Below are 17,145 nucleotides of genomic sequence, written 5' to 3' on the forward strand. Positions count from 1 at the left end.
CAAGGCGACTTCGTACCATGCACGAGGGTGGCTAAATCAATTACGCGGTGTCCCATTTGTGCTGCGGGACCTTCACGCGGCTGTTGTACAGCCACATGGTGACTTCCTTGGAGGTGTACTCGCTGTACCGCTGAAGGACCGGCATACCCATCGGGGTCCGCCAGATGACCGGCAGGCTCTCGTGGGCCAGCAAGGAGGCGACCCCCTGGAACCATGCCGACGCCTGATCGGCCTTAGGGGCGACGTCCACGACCGCCTTGTAGATATGGGCCGCGAGCGTCTGGGCGCACGTGAAGCCGCCGTCTAGCCGCTGCACAATCTCGCCGGTCTCCTTGTCTTCCCGCTGGACCAGCATGTCGTAGGGGTGCTTCGCGATCTCCCCGAGGGCCACCTTGTCCCCGAGGGGGCGCATGGTGTCCACGATATGCTGATCTCTCATGCCGAACTTCCCGGAGCCGTAGAAGTAGGTCATGACGTTCCGCTTCACGTCATTCCGCCCGAAGCCGTTGGCGATGATAATGCCCGCCGCTTCGTCTCCAATATCCGCGAGAGCCTGAAGGCCTGGGCGGGCCTGATCGCAAACGACGTTGTAAATATCGCCCACGGTGTCGCGCGGCAGAAGGTTAACGTGGTATCCCTCCTCCGCCGAGCGGTTCATAGCGGAGTAGTGCTGGAGGCCGGAGCAAGAACCGTCCAGGGCAACGGCGATGAAGCCCTCATAGTCCTCGCTGTAGCCCGACAGGACCCAGCCCGCATACTCGAAGCAAGCCTGGAGGAAACAGAAGGGACTGTCGGCCGTGCTCCACCAGCCATAGGAGCCCTCGGGGTCCCGTGCGGCTTCCAGGATGGCGGCTTCGTTGTCCTTCACCCATTGCACGCGATCGGCGAAGGGGGCCTTGGAGGTCTTGCAGCCCAGATGCTCCAGCTTGAAGTCCCCGCAGTTGGCCAGATGGATGGACATCCAATAGCCGCCCTCGGGGCCGTAGGGGGCCGCATCGGCGAACCGGAAGAGCGCCTTGATATGGTCCGAGCGCTGGGGGTTGAAGTGCGGGACCGCGTAGACCCGTCCGCGACTGTCGAGACTATGCGGGAGGTAGAAAGCCTCCACGGCGGAGAGGCGGTAGGCTTCCGCCAAGTCGCTCTTGAAGACCGAGCCGTTGACCGTGCTGGCCTCGCGGATGTCTCTGACGGTCTTGCGGCGGCGGGACATGGCCGTGCGGGCTTCCTTGCTCATCGCCTGCCATTCCTCATCGGCCAGCTTGGCCACTGCCGGAGGCTGGTGGATCGCGGGGAGCGGAAAGGACTGCGAGGGGCGGAGGTCGCCGTCCCATACTTTTTGCATGACCTCCAGGACCCTAGTGTCGATCGCAAAGCGGGTTTGCTGAAGCAGATTAACCGCGTCCAAGACCGGCTGCATGGAACCGTCTTTGATGGCCTCCCGCAGGAGTTTCTGGTGTTCGCGGTTGTAGGTGCGGACCAGGGGCACCGTGCGGGAGAGCTGGAGCTCGATATAAGCCCCGGTATCGTAATGGGTCCACGGGCGCGGCTGCGCGATCATGGGACGCAAGAGGGGGCGAGACCAAGCGGCCGCCTCTGCCATATCCGCGAGCTGCTCCAGCGCTTCCTCGGACAGCTTGATCGCCGTCATGGAGCCCTTGTCGTCCGTGAGGGACGCCTTGTAGAACATACCGGGGAGAGCCTTAAGAAGGGCATTTAGGACCGTGCCGCCCACGAGGGCCTGAGTGCGGGAGGACCACTCCAAGCCGATCTCCAGGGCTTCCTTCAGCCGGTCATGGGCCTTCAGGTTCGTCCGCTCCGATGCGGCACCTTCGGCCATCGCTTCGAACTTCTTGGCAGCCTTGGGGTCCGCCTGTTCGATCAGCTTGGCTTCCACCTCCACTTGGACCGTACGGCCGATGTTGATTGCGACGGTCACCAGCGGCGACAGCTTGGAGACACCCGCGAAGGTCTTGGAGAGGGCGACTAGGGCCACTACGTCCGCATCGAGCTCCTTGAGGGGCGCTAGGGCCGACGATGGTCTCCCCTTCTTCGCGGCAGCCTTCTCGACCCAATCGGCGATCGATGCGGCCACCAGCGGGAGCGCCCCCCGGATCATCTTTTGGACGTCGTCGCGGCGCTCGAAGCCCTCTCGGTTCGCCTTGAAGTCCTGCTTATCGTAATACCGGGTAGCCCCCTCTTCTGCGTCCTGGAGCTCCAGTTGGCGCTGGGCGGCGGCGAGGGTCTGCGAGTGATACATGGGGCCTCCTTTGGCTTATGTGATTGTCTGCTTATGCAGATGGTCTAGCTATTGCGGATATTCCGGTCAAGCGGACAATCGCTCATAAGTCCGTACTAAGTCGGCCGCTGCGGATCGAACGGGCGCAAAAAAGTCCCCCACCGGAAGCCGATGAGGGACCTAAAATGCCTGCTATGGGCGGCGGAGCGTGATGCGCTTAAATCTGCCTCTGCGGATCGTCCGCAATTGGCGATTGTCTGCAATTGCTGCACCGTCTTTTGAGTCCGGCGCGTCTACCAGTTTCACCACACCCGCACGGTGGGATAGGCCAAATGGCAAAATCCGCGCGCAGCGTCCAGCCGAAAATCGGGTTTGCTCGCTTCAATCGTGCCGCCGCGTTGGAGGCGCGAAGCTGATCTGCGCCAGCCGCCACGACTGATCCGGTTCGCCGGGCCACAGGCCGTCGATGTCCACCGGCTCTTGCGGCCCTGCATGACCATGCACTTCGGCGCGGATCAGGCGGCCGGTTTCCCGCAGCCGCACGGTCGCGCCGGGATAGCACTGCTCCAACCGGGCACGCAGCGCCTGCCCGTCCGGCGAAAGGTTGGGTCCAGACAGGGCACGTGGCGCACCGTCCACCAGTTCTGCCATCGACGATCGCAGCGCCTTGATCCCGTCGTGGATGATGTCGGTCGATATTATCGCGGCGGCAACCGAATCCGCCCACCAAAGCCCAAGGCCAAGGCCCACGATCCCGGCAAAGCCCGCAGCGCCCGTCATCCAGTTCGCCTTGTTCATGAGGGCGTCGGTGTGGAGCAGCTTGTCGCTCAGCTTTTCCGCCAGCGGCAGCTCCTTTCGTCCGATGATGAGCGGCGGGACCAGCGCATAGACCTGCGCCGCCAGCATCAGCCAGCCCAGCCAGATGTCGCGGCCCAGCAGCCGCACCGATCCGACCGTGGCATGCTCGGCCCGGATCAGTGTCATGAGCGAGTCCCACAGCAACAGCGCACCCGTCGCCGCGAGCGCGATCGCGGCAATGAAGAAACCGAGACCATTCACCCGTTCAAACCCGAAGGGGAAGCGCTTGCTCCGCCGCGACCTCCGCTCCAGCCGCGCCGCGACAAGGAAGGCGATAGGCGGCACCAGGCCGAGCAGATCCTCGGTCCAGGCGGTCTTCATCGTCTGGCTCTGCCCCATGACGACGCCCATCACCACCACGATGCTGACCGTCCATCCGATATTCCAATATTCCAGCCGCTCCGCCTGCAGCAATGCGCGCCGAACATCTTCGGGCAATGCATCGATGGTGGCGGTCATTGGGCTGCCCCCGGATCTGCGACCGCACGCGCGACCCGCTCCACCGTCATGATCCAGCGATTCTCGCCGTTGCGCAGGACAGGATGATATTCGACCCGCGTTTCCCCCTGCCCCGTCGCGGCCACCGGCGGCCCCGGCGTCACATCGACCATCCACGGGCTCTTGGGATCGATCGGCGCGAGTACCAGGTCCAGCTCACCCCGTTCCAATAGTTTGAACAACGTTTCGGTCGATCCCGCGCGCAGGACAGGCCGCGCGCCCGTCTCGTCGGCAAGGTGGCGCAGCAGCCGGGCGGCGGCCGGGCGCGCAAAGTCGCTGTCACCCTCAACCAGCCCAACCCTTATCTGCCGCGACTGGGCGATCGCCTCGCTTGTGCCTTCGGGATCGCGGGGCATGACGCCGCATCCGGCAAGGACTATCAGAAGACTGGCGACAAGGGCTTTCATTCCGCTTCGTCAACGGCCGGAGGCCTTGGCCGGTTCCTCGCTCAGTCCTCCTACGCCTGCCCCGGATAGGCACGCGCCTTCAGCACGCCAGCCAGATGCGCTGCGTTGCCGGCCACCATCCTCGCCGTCTCCAACACCTTGTCGGGCGTCTGCTCCAGATCCTTGAAGTCGGTCGATCCCATCGCTTCCCCCACCCAATAGCAGGCGGCGACGGCCGGGATGGTCCACCCGACATCGTTCAGGCTCTGGAATAGCTGGGCTGACGCGGCATGCGCGCCATCCTCATTGCCGACGATCGCGGCTACCGCCACCTTGGAATAGCTCGGCATCCGGCCGCAGTCGTCGGTTTCGGAGAGAAAGGCGTCCATCCGCTCCAGAACCCGCTTGGCGACGCTGCCCGCCTGCCCCATCCAGATCGGCGTGCCCAGGATCAGGATGTCTGCGGCCAGTATCTTCTCCCGAATAGCGGGCCAGTCATCGCCTTCCCCCTCGTCGGATGTGACGCCCGGCAGCACATTGTGCGCGGCGATGCGGATCGTGTCGGCCACTTCCACGCCCTGCGCGGCGAGCTGCTCGGCCAGAACCGCGATCATCGCGTCGGTCGAGCTGGGCTCGCCCTTGCCGCGCTTCAGGGTACAGTTAAGCGGCTGGGCCGTCAGCATCGGACGCTCCTTTGTGGCAATGGGCTGGAAAATGATCGTGCAGACGCGGCTTGAAGCGCGCGACAGGCAGCGAAGTTCCGCGGCATTGCGACCGCGATGCCAGCACGATAGCCTGCTTGCGTAACGAACCGTCCCCGCTATAAGACGGCCTCGTGCAGACATCGTTGTGACCCTAACGGAGAAGGACCATCCTTTGACCGAACCGTCTGCCACGTTCCTGCTATTCGGCGCCACCGGCGACCTGGCGCGCAGGATGATCTTCCCCTCGCTTTACAATCTGCATGCGGACGGGCTGCTGCCCCACGACTTCCTGATCGTAGCGTCGGGCCGGTCCGAGATGGACGATGGCGCCTTTCGCAGGGATGTGGACGACGCTCTGCGCAAGTTCCTGGCGGCCGACCGATATGACGATGCGATCGCATCCACCTTCCTGCCTATGATCCAGTATCAGCCGGTCGAGGCGGGCAATGCGGACCAGTTCAAGGCGCTGGCGGATCGGATCGACGGGCGGCTGGAACGCGGCATGTCGGTCTATCTTTCCACCCCGCCATCGCTGTTCGCCCCGACCGCGCAGGGGTTGGCCGACGCGGGCCTGATCACCGCAGACACCCGCATCGCAATGGAAAAGCCGATCGGCAAGGATCTCGCTTCATCGAAAGAGGTCAATGACGGCATCGGCGCGTTGTTCGACGAAAGCCAGATTTTCCGTGTCGATCATTATCTGGGCAAGGAAACCGTCCAGAATCTGCTCGCGCTGCGCTTTGGCAATGTCATGTTCGAGCCGCTGTGGAATGCGACCGCGATCGACCATGTGCAGATCACCGTCGGCGAAACCGTCGGCCTTGAAGGCCGCGTATCCTATTATGACGGGGTCGGCGCGCTGCGCGACATGGTGCAGAACCATATGCTCCAGATCCTGTCGATCATCGCCATGGAGCCGCCCGCGCGCATGGACCCCACTGCCGTACGCGACGAAAAGGTGAAGGCGCTGCGCTCGCTGCGCCCCATGACCGACGAGACGGTCAAGACCCACAGCGTTCGCGGCCAATATACGCCCGGCGCGGTCTGCGGAGAGATCGTCACCGGCTATGCCGACGAATTGGGCAAGCCATCAGACACCGAAACCTTCGTGGCGTTAAAGGCGCATATCGACAACTGGCGCTGGCAGGGCGTGCCCTTCTACCTGCGCACCGGCAAGCGGATGCCCGCGCGCCAGTCGGAGATCGTGATACAGTTCAAGCCGGTACGGCACAGCATCTTCGGCCGCGACGGGCATGGCACCGGCCTTGACCCCAACACCATGGTCATTCGCCTGCAGCCGGAAGAATATATCCGGCTTCAGATCATGTCGAAACGGCCGGGACTGGAGCGACAGGTGCGGCTGGAGGAAGTGACGCTGGACGTCTCCCTCACCGCCGCCTTCGCCGGGCAACGCCGCCGCATCGCCTATGAACGGCTGATCCTCGACCTGCTGGCCGGCGACCAGACATTGTTCGTCCGCCGCGACGAGGTGGAGGCGCAATGGACGTGGATCGACAGCATTATCGACGGGTGGAAGGACGCCAATATGAAGCCTTCCCCCTATAGCTCGGGGAACTGGGGACCATCTTCGGCCATTGCCCTGATCGAACGCGACGGAGCAAGCTGGCATGACTGATCTTCACCCCACCATCGCCAAGGTGACGGAGCGCATCGTCGCGCGCAGCCGCCCGCGCCGCCGCCAGTATCTGGACCTCATCGAACGCGGCCGGGACGCGGGCACCAATCGCGACCAGCTGTCCTGCGGCAACCTGGCCCATGGCTTCGCGGCAAGCGGCGAGGACAAGCCGGTGATCCGCACCGGCAATGCAATGAATATCGGCATCGTCACCGCCTATAACGACATGCTTTCGGCGCATCAGCCCTATGGCCGCTACCCCGAGCAAATCAAGATCGCGGCGCGCGAAGTCGGCGCAACGGCGCAGGTCGCGGGCGGCGTGCCGGCGATGTGCGACGGCGTGACGCAGGGGCAGGCGGGCATGGACCTGTCGCTCTTCTCCCGCGACACCATCGCGCTAGGCACCGCGGTCGCCCTGTCCCACGCGATGTTCGAAGGGGCGCTGTTGCTCGGCATCTGCGACAAGATCGTTCCGGGCCTGCTGATCGGCGCGCTGCGCTTTGGCCATCTCCCCACCATCCTGATCCCCGCCGGGCCCATGCCTTCGGGCCTCGCCAACAAGGAAAAGGTCCGCATCCGCCAGCTCTATGCGGAGGGCAAGGTCGGGCGCGAGGAATTGCTGGAATCGGAAAGCGCATCCTATCACGGGGCGGGCACCTGCACCTTCTATGGCACGGCCAACAGCAATCAGATGATGATGGAGATGATGGGCCTGCACATGCCCGCCGCCTCCTTCGTCAATCCGGGCACAAAGCTGCGCACCGAACTGACGCGCGCGGCGACGCATCGCATTGCCAGCATCGGCTGGGACGGTGACGATTACCGACCGCTGGGCCATTGCGTCGATGAAAAGGCGATCGTCAATGCCATGATAGGGCTGATGGCGACAGGCGGATCGACCAACCACGCGATCCATCTGCCCGCCATAGCGCGTGCGGCGGGGATCAGCATCGACTGGACCGACCTCGCCGAGATTTCCGAGGCCGTCCCGCTGCTCGCCCGCGTCTATCCCAACGGATCGGGCGACGTGAATCACTTCCATGCGGCGGGCGGCATCAGCTTCGTGATCCGCGAACTTCTGGACGCCGGCCTTCTCCACCGCGACATCATGACCGTCGCGCGCGCCGACCTCACCGATTATGGCAAGGAACCGGTGCTTGAGGACGACGCGCTGCAATGGCGCGACGTTCCCGCCTCGCGCGACGAGAATATACTGCGCCCTGCCTCAAACCCTTTCCAGCCCGATGGCGGCATGAAGCTGCTCCAGGGCAATCTCGGCCGTTGCGTCATGAAGGTGAGCGCGGTGGACAAGGAGCGTTGGACGATCGAGGCGCCCGCCGCTGTCTTCCAGACACAAGACGATGTCCTGCGCGCGTTCAAGGCCGGCGAACTGGAACGCGACGTGGTCGTTGTCGTCCGCTTCCAGGGGCCACGCGCAAACGGAATGCCCGAACTGCACAAGCTGACCCCGGCGCTTGGCGTGCTTCAGGATCGCGGCTTCAAGGTCGCGCTGCTGACCGATGGTCGCATGTCGGGCGCAAGCGGCAAGGTACCCGCCGCCATCCATTTGTCGCCGGAGGCACTGGGTGGCGGCCCGATCGGGAAGCTGCGCGACGGCGACATGGTCCGCGTCTGCGCACAGCAGGGCGTGGTGGAGGCGCTGGTCGACGCGGCCGAATGGGACGCGCGCGGTCATCCCGTCCCGCCGCCCCCACCATACGACACCGGCCGCGAACTTTTCGCCCTCTTCCGCCATCACAGCGACCTTGCCGAACAGGGCGCGTCGCCAATCCTGGCGGCGATGGAAAGTGAGCTTTGATAATCATCGCCATGCCAGCGCAGCATGGCATCTCGGGCGGTACGGCACGACCCGGCCCCTTGAGATCCGAGCCTGCGCTGAGACGACGACATAAAGAATGGATGCCTTGATGACCGATATCATCGCCGCCGACATTGGCGGGACCAACGCCCGCTTCGCGCGCGCCTCGCTGGACGAGAAGGGCGTGCCCACGCTCGGCACGGTGCGCAAATATAAGGTGGAGGAATATCCCAGCCTCCAGGCCTGCTGGGCCGCCTTCGCGGAAGATGAAAAGAAGGGTGGCGCGGGCGACCTGCCCGATTGCGCGTCTATCGCCTTTGCGACGGCCATCGGGCGGGAAGTCATCAAGCTGACGAACAGCAATTGGGTGATCCGCGCTGACACGCTGGCGGAGGATATCGGGGTGCGCACGGTCCGCCTGGTCAATGATTTCGAAGCTGTCGCCTTCGCCGTGTCGCGTCTGCCACAGGAAAATCTGCCATTGTTGTTCGGCGAGGATCGGCCCTTCCCCTATGATGGCGGCGTCACAGTGATGGGACCGGGCACGGGCCTTGGCGTAGCGATGATCGCCTATGACAATGGCGAACCGCATGTCCTCGCGACCGAAGGGGGGCATCTTGATTTCGCGCCGCTCGATCATATCGAGGAGCGCATCCTGTCCTATCTGCGCGACAAATTCCTGCGCGTTTCGACTGAACGGATCGTGTCCGGGCCGGGCCTCAACTATATCTACAAGGCGATGGCGACGATCGGCCATGATCGGGTGGTGCTGATGGAAGATCCCGAATTGTGGCAGGCCGCGCTCGACGGCAGCGACCCCTTCGCCCGCCGCGCGCTGGAGCGTTTCTGCATGTGCTATGGCTCGGTAGCGGGCGACCTGGCGCTGGCGCACGGCCCGCATAGCGTAGTCCTGGCCGGAGGCCTCACCCAGCGGATGAAGGATTTTCTCACTCAAAGCGGCTTCCATGCCCGCTTCAAGGCCAAGGGTCGCTTCGAAAGCCTGATGGCGACCGTGCCGATCCGCTGCGCCATCCACGAAGAAATAGGCCTGTTCGGGGCCGCGGCAGCATTCCGGGAGAAATAAGCATGAGCAACCTGACCGTAGCGCAGGTGATGGAACTGGCGCCGGTGATCCCCGTGCTGGTGGTCGAACGGGTGGAGGATGCGCTGCCCATCGCGCAGGCGCTGGTGGCAGGCGGTCTGCCCGCGCTGGAAGTGACGCTGCGCACCCCCGCCGCGCTGGACGTGATCCGCGAAATGGCGCAAGTTGAAGGCGCGGTCGTCGGGGCTGGCACGGTGCTGAACCCTGCCCAGCTCGACGCGGCGATGAACGCAGGCGCGCGCTTCGCCGTCAGCCCGGGCCTCACCGAACCGCTGGGCAAGGCGGCGATCGACGCCGGCATCCCCTTCCTGCCCGGCACAGCCACAGCCGCCGACATCATGCGCGGCATGGACATGGGCCTTACCCACTTCAAATTCTTTCCCGCGGAAACGTCGGGCGGACTTCCCGCGCTAAAGGCGCTCGCCGCGCCGCTCCATACCGCCCGCTTCTGCCCTACCGGCGGCATCACGCCGCAGAACGCGCCAGAATGGCTGGCCCAGCCTTTCATCAAATGCGTGGGCGGCAGCTGGGTCGTGCCGAAGGGACCGGTCGACGCGAAGACGATCGAGGCGCTGGCCCGCGAGGCGGCGGCCTTGCCCCGGCACGGGTCAGCGCGCTGATCCGGTTGCGCCCCGTGGCCACGCGCCCTAGATGCAAGGCATGACTCCGCGCCGCCTCCTCGCCGCCTTCGCCCTGGTCCTGTCGGGCTGCGCCGGCGCGCCGCAAACCTACCCCTCGCTCGCCAAGCGCCCGATCGAAAGCGCGCCGGTGGCCGAAGCCGCAGCGCCCTCCCCCCCTGCCGCCGCCGATCCGGCGCTGAGGCAGGAGATCGATCGCAACGTGGCGCAGGCGGACAAGGGCGCCGCGGCCTTCGACGCCGCCTATGCCAAGGCCGACAAGGCTGTCGCCGCGGCCAAAGGGGCCGCCGTCTCCAGTGACGCCTGGGTTGCGGCGCAGGTCGCGATCAGCGCATTGGAGGCCGCGCGCAACGACAGCGTGTCGGCGCTCGCCAGCCTCGACACGCTCTATGTCAGCCGCAGCGACAGCGTGGCGGACGGCAAGGCAGCCGGCGGCCTGGCGGAGATCGACGCCGCGCGCACCGCCACGCTGGCGCTCGTCGACCAGCAAAACGACCGCATCGACGCGATGAAGGCCCGCCTACCCCAGCCCTGAGGGCGGAGAAATGCCCGACAGCCACTTGCTGTCACCCCAGCGAAGGCTGGGGTCTCAGGAGATATCGCGCATGCGGCACCCGATCCCAGCCTTCGCTGGGATGACGAAAATTCGCTCTACCCCATCCCCTTCACCGCGCCCTTATGCGCCTTCGCATTGTGGACATAATGGTCCACACCTTCTCGCATGTCGATCAGCGCCGCGTCGGACAGGTCGCGCATATATTTGGCGGGCCGCCCGGCCCAGAGCTGGCGATGCGTGACGGTCTTGCCCGACGTCAGCATCGCGCCCGCCGCCAGCATCGCGTCGCTTTCCACCGTGCATCCGCTCATCACGACCGCGCCCAGCCCCACAAAGGCACGGTCGTGCAGCACGCAGCCATGCACCATCGCGATGTGACCGATCAGCACGTCATCCCCGATGATCGTGGGCCATCCGTCGAGCGGCCGCCCGTCCTGCCGTTCGCCCGCGCCGTCGCAATGGATGACAGTGCCGTCCTGGATGTTGGTGCGCGCGCCGATCCGGATGCGGTTCACGTCGGCCCGGATCACGCAATTATACCAGACGCTGCTGTCTTCCCCGATCTCCACATCGCCGATGATGCGGCATCCGGGCGCGATGAAGGCGCTTGGGTGGATCACCGGCGTCTTGCCGTTGAACGGGATGATGCTGACGTCGGGATATTCGGGGTGGGACATGCGTCTCTCCTATGGTCTGATTTTCAGGATCGGCAGGATGCTGGAATGATCGTCGGTCCACGGCGCAAAGCCCGGTCGCCCTTCCAGTTCTTGCCATGGGGCGGGCCGGCTGTGCATCTCCAACCGCGCTAGCTGCGCAGGATCGCGGGACAGCGCGACCCAGATGGAGGCGGTATAATGGCGGTTCGCCTCGCGCACGCTGGGCCGGTAGTTGCGCAGCATCGCGCGCCATCCTTCCGCGCTGGCATCCGCCGCCAGCACCGGCCGCAAGTCGAGATAACGGTTGGAAATGTGGATCAGCAGCAGCCCGTCGGGCGCAAGCCGGCGCGCATAGACGGCCAGCGCCTCGCGCGTCAGCAGATGGGTAGGGATGGAATCGGAGGAGAAGGCGTCGATCACCAATATATCGGCCCCATCCGCCGGCTGCCGCGCCAGCGTCATGCGCGCGTCGCCGATCACGATATCGGCGCGCGGCTGGCACAGCGACAGGAAGGTGAAGCGGGCAGGATCGCGCGCGATCTCCGCCATCGCCGGATCGATCTCATAGAAGCGCCAGCTTTGGCCGGGCTGTGCGTAGCAGGCCAGCGTGCCCGCCCCCAGGCCCACGATGTCGACCCGGGCACGCGGCCCGAACAGCGCCGGCGCGGCCCGCAACGTCAGCCCCACGCCCGATCCCGGCGCATAATAGCTGGTCGGATTTCGCTCCCGCCCCGGTGCGCGGTCCTGAATGCCGTGCAGGGTGGTGCCATGGAACAGGACGCGTTCGGTCGCACTGCGGTTCGCGACGCCATAGACGCCGAAATAGCTGCGCGTCAGCATGCCCGACGCTGACTGGGACAGCTTCTCCCATCCGCTGAGACACAGCATCAGATACACCAGCAGCCCGGCCGAGAGGATTCGATGCCCCAGCGCCATCACGCCCATCGCGATGATCGTGACGAAGCAGATCGACTTGATCGGCGGAGCGTTCCATCCCGGCCCAAGCAGGCCGCCGCCCACGGCCGATAGCAGCAGTCCCAGTAGCAGCATCGCCGCCGCCAGCCAGATTCGCCGCTGCGAATCGTCCCACAACAGGCGCGGCAGCCGAAGCAGCGGCTCCCGGTCCGGCAACAGCAGCGACGCGGCGAACAACAGCAGCGGATATTCATAGGTCCAGTCGAAGATCAGCGGCGCGACCAGCGCGCAGAACAGCCCGCCGATCATCCCCCCCACCGACATGACAAGGTAGAAGCGCGTCAAATGCTGGGGTGCGGGGCGCTGGTCATAAAGCCGCGCATGGAGCGCCGTCGCGCTGACGAACAGCACCGCTAGGATGCCGATGGCGATGAACAGGGGAAAATGTACGCCGCCGGTGAAGGCAATGCACGCGCCGATCAGCAGGATCAGTGGGGCGATGAGCACGCACAGTTCCGCGCCGCCCCGCCGCGTGGCGAAAGCGACTGAGAAACTGAGCAGATATAGGCCAAGCGGGAGCACCCACAGCATCGGCATGGCAACAATGTCGGTGGTAAGGTAAAGGCTGGTCGCCAGCATCAGGCCCGACGGCACGGCGGCAAGGATGATCCACAGCAGCATCGTGCGCGCGCCGGGCGCCGGTGCGGGCGCACTGTTGGTCTCGTCGCGCGCGACCGCACCGGGCGGCAATCGCCGCGCGCTGGCATAGACAAGGAAGAAAAGCGCCGCATAACCGACCGACCAGAGGATGCTCTGGGCATGAAGGGTCATCAGCGGCTCGACCAGGAGCGGGTAGGCGATCAAGCCGGCAAAACTGCCGAGATTGGATGCGGAATAGAGCGGATAGGGATCACCCTCCCCTATTTCGCCATACCAGCGTTGCAGCAAGGGCGCCTGCGCCGCCACCACGAAGAAGAGCGGCCCGATCGACGCGCCGAACAGCCACAGCACCCACAATGCGGGCTCGACGGCGGGGGAAGGTTGCCAGTCGGCCAGGCCGATCGGCAGGAAAATCGCCGCCATCAGGAACAAGGCGAGATGGATGACGGCCTGCCGCCGCGCGGGAAAGCGGCCCAGCCAATGCGCATAGGCATAGCCGCCGAGCAGCAGCGCCTGATAAACGAGCATTGCGCTGTTCCACACTGCCGGCGATCCGCCAAGGCGGGGCAACGCCATCCGCGCGATCATCGGCTGGACCAGGAACAGCAGGAACGATCCCGCGCAGATCGTCAGCACGAAGCGGGCGCGGGTTCCCAGTACCATCAGGCGCGCACCTCCAGCGCGTAAACAATGTGCCGGCTCAGCGGATGGCCTGTCGGAAAAGCGGGATGGTCAAAATCCATATCCTCCCGCCTGCGCATGGCGAGTCCGATCATCAGACCCCATGACGCCTGGTTCTGCGGGACGGTGTAGGCGATGATGCGCTTGTGTCGGGGCCGGTTAACCCGGCACCATGCGATCGCCGCAAGGGCCGCCTCCTTGGCATACCCCTGCCCCCAGTAGCTCGCGGCCAATCGCCAGCCCAACTCCAGCTCGCCGTAGATCGGCGTGCCCAGATGCCTTCCAAGCCGGGGACCGCAAAAGCCCAGGATGCTGCCATCGGCCCTTGCTTCCATAAGCCAGTGACAATGCCCCAGCTCGCGTTGGGCGCCAGCCATGCGATAATATAAATCGACATAATGGTCGCGCGATTGACGGCCGCCCAGCCATCGGGTCACGTTATCCGTGTCGAGCGCCTGCATAAAGGGATCGATGTCTTCCTCTCGCCAACTGCGCAAGATCAGGCGGTCGGTTTCCAGGCGGAACTCACCCATTCAGCAGCCGGGCGGCATGGAGCGCATGATAGGTCAGCACACCCGAACATCCCGCCCGCTTGAACGCCATCAGCGTCTCCAGGATCAGCGCGTCGCGGTCTCCCGCGCGGGCGGCCGCCGCATGTTCGATCATCGCATATTCGCCCGATACCTGATAGGCGAAGACCGGCACGGCGAAGCGATCGCGCACCCGCGCCACGATGTCGAGATAGGGCAGGCCCGGCTTCACCATCACGCTGTCGGCCCCTTCGGCCAGGTCGAGCGCCACTTCACGCAGCGCTTCCTCGCCATTGGCCGGGTCCATCTGGTAATTTTTCTTGTCGCCCTTCAGCAACCCGCGCGATCCCACCGCGTCGCGGAACGGGCCATAGAAGGCGCTCGCATATTTGGCGGCATAGGCCATGATCTGGACATTGGCATGACCTTCTTCCTCCAGCGCCTCGCGGATCGCGCCGACGCGCCCGTCCATCATGTCGCTGGGCGCGATGATGTCCGCGCCCGCAGCCGCCTGGTTCAGCGACTGGCCGATCAGCACGTCCACCGTCGCGTCGTTGACGACATAGCCTGTCGGGCCCAGCAGCCCGTCCTGCCCATGCACCGTATAGGGGTCGAGCGCTACGTCGGTCAGCACACCGATGTCGGGCACCGCATCTTTGATGGCGCGGATCGCGCGGCACATCAGATTGTCGGGATTGAGCGCCTCCGCCCCGTCATCGCTGCGTCGCTCGGCTTGGGTGTTAGGGAAGAGGGCAAGGCAGGGGATGCCCGCATCCCGCGCTTCCCTGGCTTGGCCGACGATCCGGTCCACCGACCAGCGGGACACGCCGGGCAGCGCGCCGATCGGCTCCTCGACACCCTCTCCCTCCGTTACGAACAGCGGCCAGATGAAGTCGGTTGGCGACAGGCGATTTTCGGCGTGCATGGCCCGGCTCCAGGCCGTGGCGCGCGTACGGCGCAGGCGAAGCGCGGGATAGGGAGCGTGGGTCATGGCCGGGAGGTGTAAGCCGGGGAAAGCGGGGGATCAAGGCGCGCTGGCCGTGAATGTTTCGGCCAACCGCCCCGCCGTTCGCCTTCACATGAGGCGGGATGAGCCGGAAATGGCCGCATTCCCATCCGCGCGCCAATCCCCTAAAACTCCCCCATGCTCTCCATCCACCATATCGCCATCATCTGCGCCGACTATGAGCGCTCCCGCGCCTTCTACCGCGACATATTGGGCTTTCCCGTCCTTCGCGAAGCCTATCGCGCCGAGCGGCAATCCTGGAAGTGCGACCTCGACGCCGGCAATGCCCAGATCGAGCTTTTTTCCTTCCCTGCGCCCCCGCCCCGCCCGAGCCGGCCCGAAGCGCAGGGCCTGCGCCACCTCGCCTTCAACGTCGACAATCTCGACGCGCAGGTCGCGCGGCTGGAGGCGGCCGGCGTCCCATGCGAACCGATCCGCATCGACGAATATACAGGCCAGCGCTTCACCTTCTTCGCCGACCCGGATGGCCTTCCGCTGGAGCTTTACGAGCGGATCACTTCGCAAACCGCCTGAAGAAGCTGTCCGCGTTCCAGGACGGCCGCTGCGGGTTGTTCGCCACGCGCAGCGTCACCGCGGTCACATAGTCGTTCAGCTTCCCGCTCTCCGCCGGCATCACCGGCTGTTTCAGGTCGTCGAAGGGCGAATGATAGATGTTCGCGCGCCACGCCTTCTCCGTCTCCGCCTCCGGCGTTCCGGCCTTGAAGCCATATTTGAAGAACAGCGCCGGTATGCCTTCCCGAATGAAGGCATATTGATCGGACCGGATGAAGACGTTGCGGTCGGGGAAGGGATCGGGGACGATGGGCAGCTTCATCGCCTCGCTCACGGCTGCCGCGTCCTTGCCCAGGCTGCTCTGGTCATAACCGACCGGCGTCACGCTGGTCAGCGGGAAGATCGGCAGCGCCATGTCAAAATTGAGGTCCGCGACGATGTTCCTCTGCGGCACCGTCGGCCGCCGCGCGAAATAGCGCGATCCCAGCAGCCCCTTCTCCTCCGCCGTCACGAAGGCGAAGAGGATGGACCGCTTAGGCTTCCCTTTGCTGGCCCTGAGCGCCCGCGCGATTTCCAGGAGACTGGCGACCCCCGATGCATTGTCTAATGCACCGTTGTAGATGGCGTCGCCCCTGATCGGCGTACCGACCCCATAGCCGTCCAGATGCGCCGACAGCACGACATATTCGGCCTTCAACTTAGGGTCGCTGCCCGGCATTACCGCGATCAGATTGGGCGAGGACAGGTCGCGCCGGGCCGCCGCCACGCTCGCCTTCAGCCGCTGCGCCAGGGGGAAGCTGGCTACGGGGGCGGATGCGTCCGCTGCCGCTGCGATCGCTGCGAAATCCTTGCCCGACCCTTCGAACAGCAGGGCCGACTTCGCCGGGTCGAGTTGCGCGCTCAGGAAAGGCGTGTGCGTCTCCCGCAGCGCCGCGTCGGCATAATAGAGCGACGGCGCGCTGGCGAGCGCCACCCGCCGGTCCCAGGGTATCTCGACCTGCTTGGGCGTCACAAGGCTGATGAGGCCGACCGCGCCCTGATCCGCCAGCCACTTCGCCCGCTCCGACCGTGCATGGGATTTGAGCGCACCCGACAGGGTGGAGGGCCCGCCCGACAGCACGACCACGATTTTGCCCTTGAGGTCCAATCCGGCAAAGTCGTCATGCCCAACCTCGGGCAGATGCAGGCCATAACCAGCAAAGACGAGAGGCGCTTCCATCTGTTCCGGCACCGGCCCACCTCCGCCGGAGAAGATGATGTCGCCGGGCACCGTCAGCGCCGTCTCGCCCTTCGCGCCGATCAGCGCGGCGCTGCTCCGGTCGGACTGCACCACCTGCTCGACAAAGGCGACCGGCTGCTTGTAGCCGTCGACGCCCGCTGGCTTGAGACCCAGCGCCTTCAGCTGCCCGATCACATAGTCGGCCGCCCGGTCATAGCCGGGCGTTCCCGTTCCGCGCCCTTCCATCCCGTCATTGGCGATCGCCTGGACATGACTCCACCAGCGCGCGCCAGCATCCTGCTGCGCCGATACGGGCAGAGACAGCGCGATGGCCGGCAGGGAAAGCAGGGGCCGGGCAAATTGGAAAAGACGCATGAAGGACGCTCCGGATTCACAGATGATGACGGCGTGATCTTGCCTTAACCTGTTCGACGAACAAGGGGCTTGGAACCGCCGTCCTCTTGTGTATTATACCAACAACACACAAGAGGAGACTGACATGCGCGTCCCCGCCCCTCGCCCCCTTCTGGCC

The 17,145-nt window shown here is 65.1% G+C and carries 15 protein-coding genes; 6 read left to right on the plus strand and 9 right to left on the minus strand.

Features of this window, described 5'->3' with window-relative positions:
* Positions 1–40 precede the first annotated feature (40 nt).
* The 4 genes from AX724_RS11095 to AX724_RS11110 all read right to left on the minus strand — a co-directional run bounded on the left by AX724_RS11095 (position 41) and on the right by AX724_RS11110 (position 4,661).
* Complete coding sequence (locus AX724_RS11095) at positions 41–2,257, minus strand: DNA-directed RNA polymerase (protein ID WP_066766255.1); 2,217 nt, start codon at positions 2,255–2,257, stop codon at positions 41–43.
* A 360-nt stretch (positions 2,258–2,617) separates the two neighbouring features.
* Positions 2,618–3,553 (minus strand): cation transporter, encoded by a 936-nt coding sequence (locus tag AX724_RS11100; protein WP_066766257.1) that lies wholly within the window; start codon positions 3,551–3,553, stop codon positions 2,618–2,620.
* Positions 3,550–3,948, minus strand: a complete 399-nt coding sequence (locus AX724_RS11105) for a hypothetical protein (protein WP_156448059.1) — start codon at positions 3,946–3,948, stop codon at positions 3,550–3,552. The genes AX724_RS11100 and AX724_RS11105 overlap by 4 nt, the downstream gene beginning before the upstream one ends.
* Positions 3,949–4,049: 101 nt before the next feature.
* Positions 4,050–4,661, minus strand: a complete 612-nt coding sequence (locus tag AX724_RS11110; protein ID WP_066766260.1) for a flavodoxin family protein — start codon at positions 4,659–4,661, stop codon at positions 4,050–4,052.
* A gap of 193 nt (positions 4,662–4,854) precedes the next feature.
* Here AX724_RS11110 and zwf point away from each other — a divergent pair, with 193 nt between their 5' ends.
* The 5 genes from zwf to AX724_RS11135 all read left to right on the plus strand — a co-directional run bounded on the left by zwf (position 4,855) and on the right by AX724_RS11135 (position 10,412).
* A complete protein-coding gene (gene zwf, locus AX724_RS11115) occupies positions 4,855–6,318 on the plus strand; it encodes a glucose-6-phosphate dehydrogenase (RefSeq protein ID WP_066766262.1) in 1,464 nt (487 codons plus the stop codon).
* Complete coding sequence (edd, locus tag AX724_RS11120; protein ID WP_066766266.1) at positions 6,311–8,137, plus strand: phosphogluconate dehydratase; 1,827 nt, start codon at positions 6,311–6,313, stop codon at positions 8,135–8,137. Before zwf ends, edd begins: the two co-directional genes overlap by 8 nt.
* 109 nt (positions 8,138–8,246) lie before the next feature.
* On the plus strand, positions 8,247–9,221 hold the full coding sequence (gene glk, locus AX724_RS11125; RefSeq protein WP_066766268.1) for a glucokinase: 975 nt from the start codon (positions 8,247–8,249) through the stop codon (positions 9,219–9,221).
* Positions 9,222–9,223: 2 nt separating this feature from the next.
* Positions 9,224–9,859, plus strand: coding sequence for a bifunctional 4-hydroxy-2-oxoglutarate aldolase/2-dehydro-3-deoxy-phosphogluconate aldolase (gene eda, locus AX724_RS11130; RefSeq protein ID WP_066766270.1), 636 nt, complete (start codon positions 9,224–9,226; stop codon positions 9,857–9,859).
* Between the two features lie 40 nt (positions 9,860–9,899).
* On the plus strand, positions 9,900–10,412 hold the full coding sequence (locus AX724_RS11135) for a hypothetical protein (RefSeq protein ID WP_066766272.1): 513 nt from the start codon (positions 9,900–9,902) through the stop codon (positions 10,410–10,412).
* 116 nt (positions 10,413–10,528) lie between these two features.
* Here AX724_RS11135 and AX724_RS11140 read toward each other — a convergent pair whose 3' ends face one another.
* Genes AX724_RS11140 through hemB form a run of 4 tightly spaced genes read right to left on the minus strand, consistent with a single transcriptional unit; the run spans position 10,529 to position 14,866 of the window.
* On the minus strand, positions 10,529–11,110 hold the full coding sequence (locus tag AX724_RS11140; RefSeq protein WP_066766274.1) for a gamma carbonic anhydrase family protein: 582 nt from the start codon (positions 11,108–11,110) through the stop codon (positions 10,529–10,531).
* 9 nt (positions 11,111–11,119) lie between these two features.
* On the minus strand, positions 11,120–13,327 hold the full coding sequence (locus AX724_RS11145) for a spermidine synthase (RefSeq protein WP_066766276.1): 2,208 nt from the start codon (positions 13,325–13,327) through the stop codon (positions 11,120–11,122).
* The gene (locus tag AX724_RS11150) at positions 13,327–13,878 is read right to left on the minus strand and encodes a GNAT family N-acetyltransferase (protein ID WP_066766278.1); all 552 of its coding nucleotides are present in this window, start codon (positions 13,876–13,878) and stop codon (positions 13,327–13,329) included. The genes AX724_RS11145 and AX724_RS11150 overlap by 1 nt, the downstream gene beginning before the upstream one ends.
* Complete coding sequence (gene hemB, locus AX724_RS11155; protein WP_066766279.1) at positions 13,871–14,866, minus strand: porphobilinogen synthase; 996 nt, start codon at positions 14,864–14,866, stop codon at positions 13,871–13,873. Before hemB ends, AX724_RS11150 begins: the two co-directional genes overlap by 8 nt.
* 153 nt (positions 14,867–15,019) lie before the next feature.
* Between hemB and gloA2 the strand changes: the two genes are divergently transcribed.
* On the plus strand, positions 15,020–15,415 hold the full coding sequence (gene gloA2 / locus AX724_RS11160) for an SMU1112c/YaeR family gloxylase I-like metalloprotein (RefSeq protein WP_066766282.1): 396 nt from the start codon (positions 15,020–15,022) through the stop codon (positions 15,413–15,415).
* Here the strand turns inward: gloA2 and AX724_RS11165 are convergent.
* A complete protein-coding gene (locus AX724_RS11165) occupies positions 15,396–16,988 on the minus strand; it encodes a M28 family metallopeptidase (protein WP_066766284.1) in 1,593 nt (530 codons plus the stop codon). The two genes, gloA2 and AX724_RS11165, sit on opposite strands and share 20 nt — an antisense overlap.
* Positions 16,989–17,145 lie beyond the last annotated feature (157 nt).

Origin of the sequence: Sphingobium sp. CCH11-B1 (assembly GCF_001556865.1) — a bacterium.
Classification (GTDB): Bacteria; Pseudomonadota; Alphaproteobacteria; order Sphingomonadales; family Sphingomonadaceae; genus Sphingobium.

Bases quoted from the DNA above. Each gene is read 5' to 3' on its own strand.
- AX724_RS11095 (WP_066766255.1), bottom strand. From the start codon at position 2,257: ATGTATCACTCGCAGACCCTCGCCGCCGCCCAGCGCCAACTGGAGCTC.
- AX724_RS11100 (WP_066766257.1), bottom strand. From the start codon at position 3,553: ATGACCGCCACCATCGATGCATTGCCCGAAGATGTTCGGCGCGCATTG.
- AX724_RS11105 (WP_156448059.1), bottom strand. From the start codon at position 3,948: ATGCCCCGCGATCCCGAAGGCACAAGCGAGGCGATCGCCCAGTCGCGG.
- AX724_RS11110 (WP_066766260.1), bottom strand. From the start codon at position 4,661: ATGCTGACGGCCCAGCCGCTTAACTGTACCCTGAAGCGCGGCAAGGGC.
- edd (WP_066766266.1), top strand. From the start codon at position 6,311: ATGACTGATCTTCACCCCACCATCGCCAAGGTGACGGAGCGCATCGTC.
- glk (WP_066766268.1), top strand. From the start codon at position 8,247: ATGACCGATATCATCGCCGCCGACATTGGCGGGACCAACGCCCGCTTC.
- eda (WP_066766270.1), top strand. From the start codon at position 9,224: ATGAGCAACCTGACCGTAGCGCAGGTGATGGAACTGGCGCCGGTGATC.
- AX724_RS11135 (WP_066766272.1), top strand. From the start codon at position 9,900: ATGACTCCGCGCCGCCTCCTCGCCGCCTTCGCCCTGGTCCTGTCGGGC.
- AX724_RS11140 (WP_066766274.1), bottom strand. From the start codon at position 11,110: ATGTCCCACCCCGAATATCCCGACGTCAGCATCATCCCGTTCAACGGC.
- AX724_RS11145 (WP_066766276.1), bottom strand. From the start codon at position 13,327: ATGGTACTGGGAACCCGCGCCCGCTTCGTGCTGACGATCTGCGCGGGA.
- AX724_RS11150 (WP_066766278.1), bottom strand. From the start codon at position 13,878: ATGGGTGAGTTCCGCCTGGAAACCGACCGCCTGATCTTGCGCAGTTGG.
- hemB (WP_066766279.1), bottom strand. From the start codon at position 14,866: ATGACCCACGCTCCCTATCCCGCGCTTCGCCTGCGCCGTACGCGCGCC.
- gloA2 (WP_066766282.1), top strand. From the start codon at position 15,020: ATGCTCTCCATCCACCATATCGCCATCATCTGCGCCGACTATGAGCGC.
- AX724_RS11165 (WP_066766284.1), bottom strand. From the start codon at position 16,988: ATGCGTCTTTTCCAATTTGCCCGGCCCCTGCTTTCCCTGCCGGCCATC.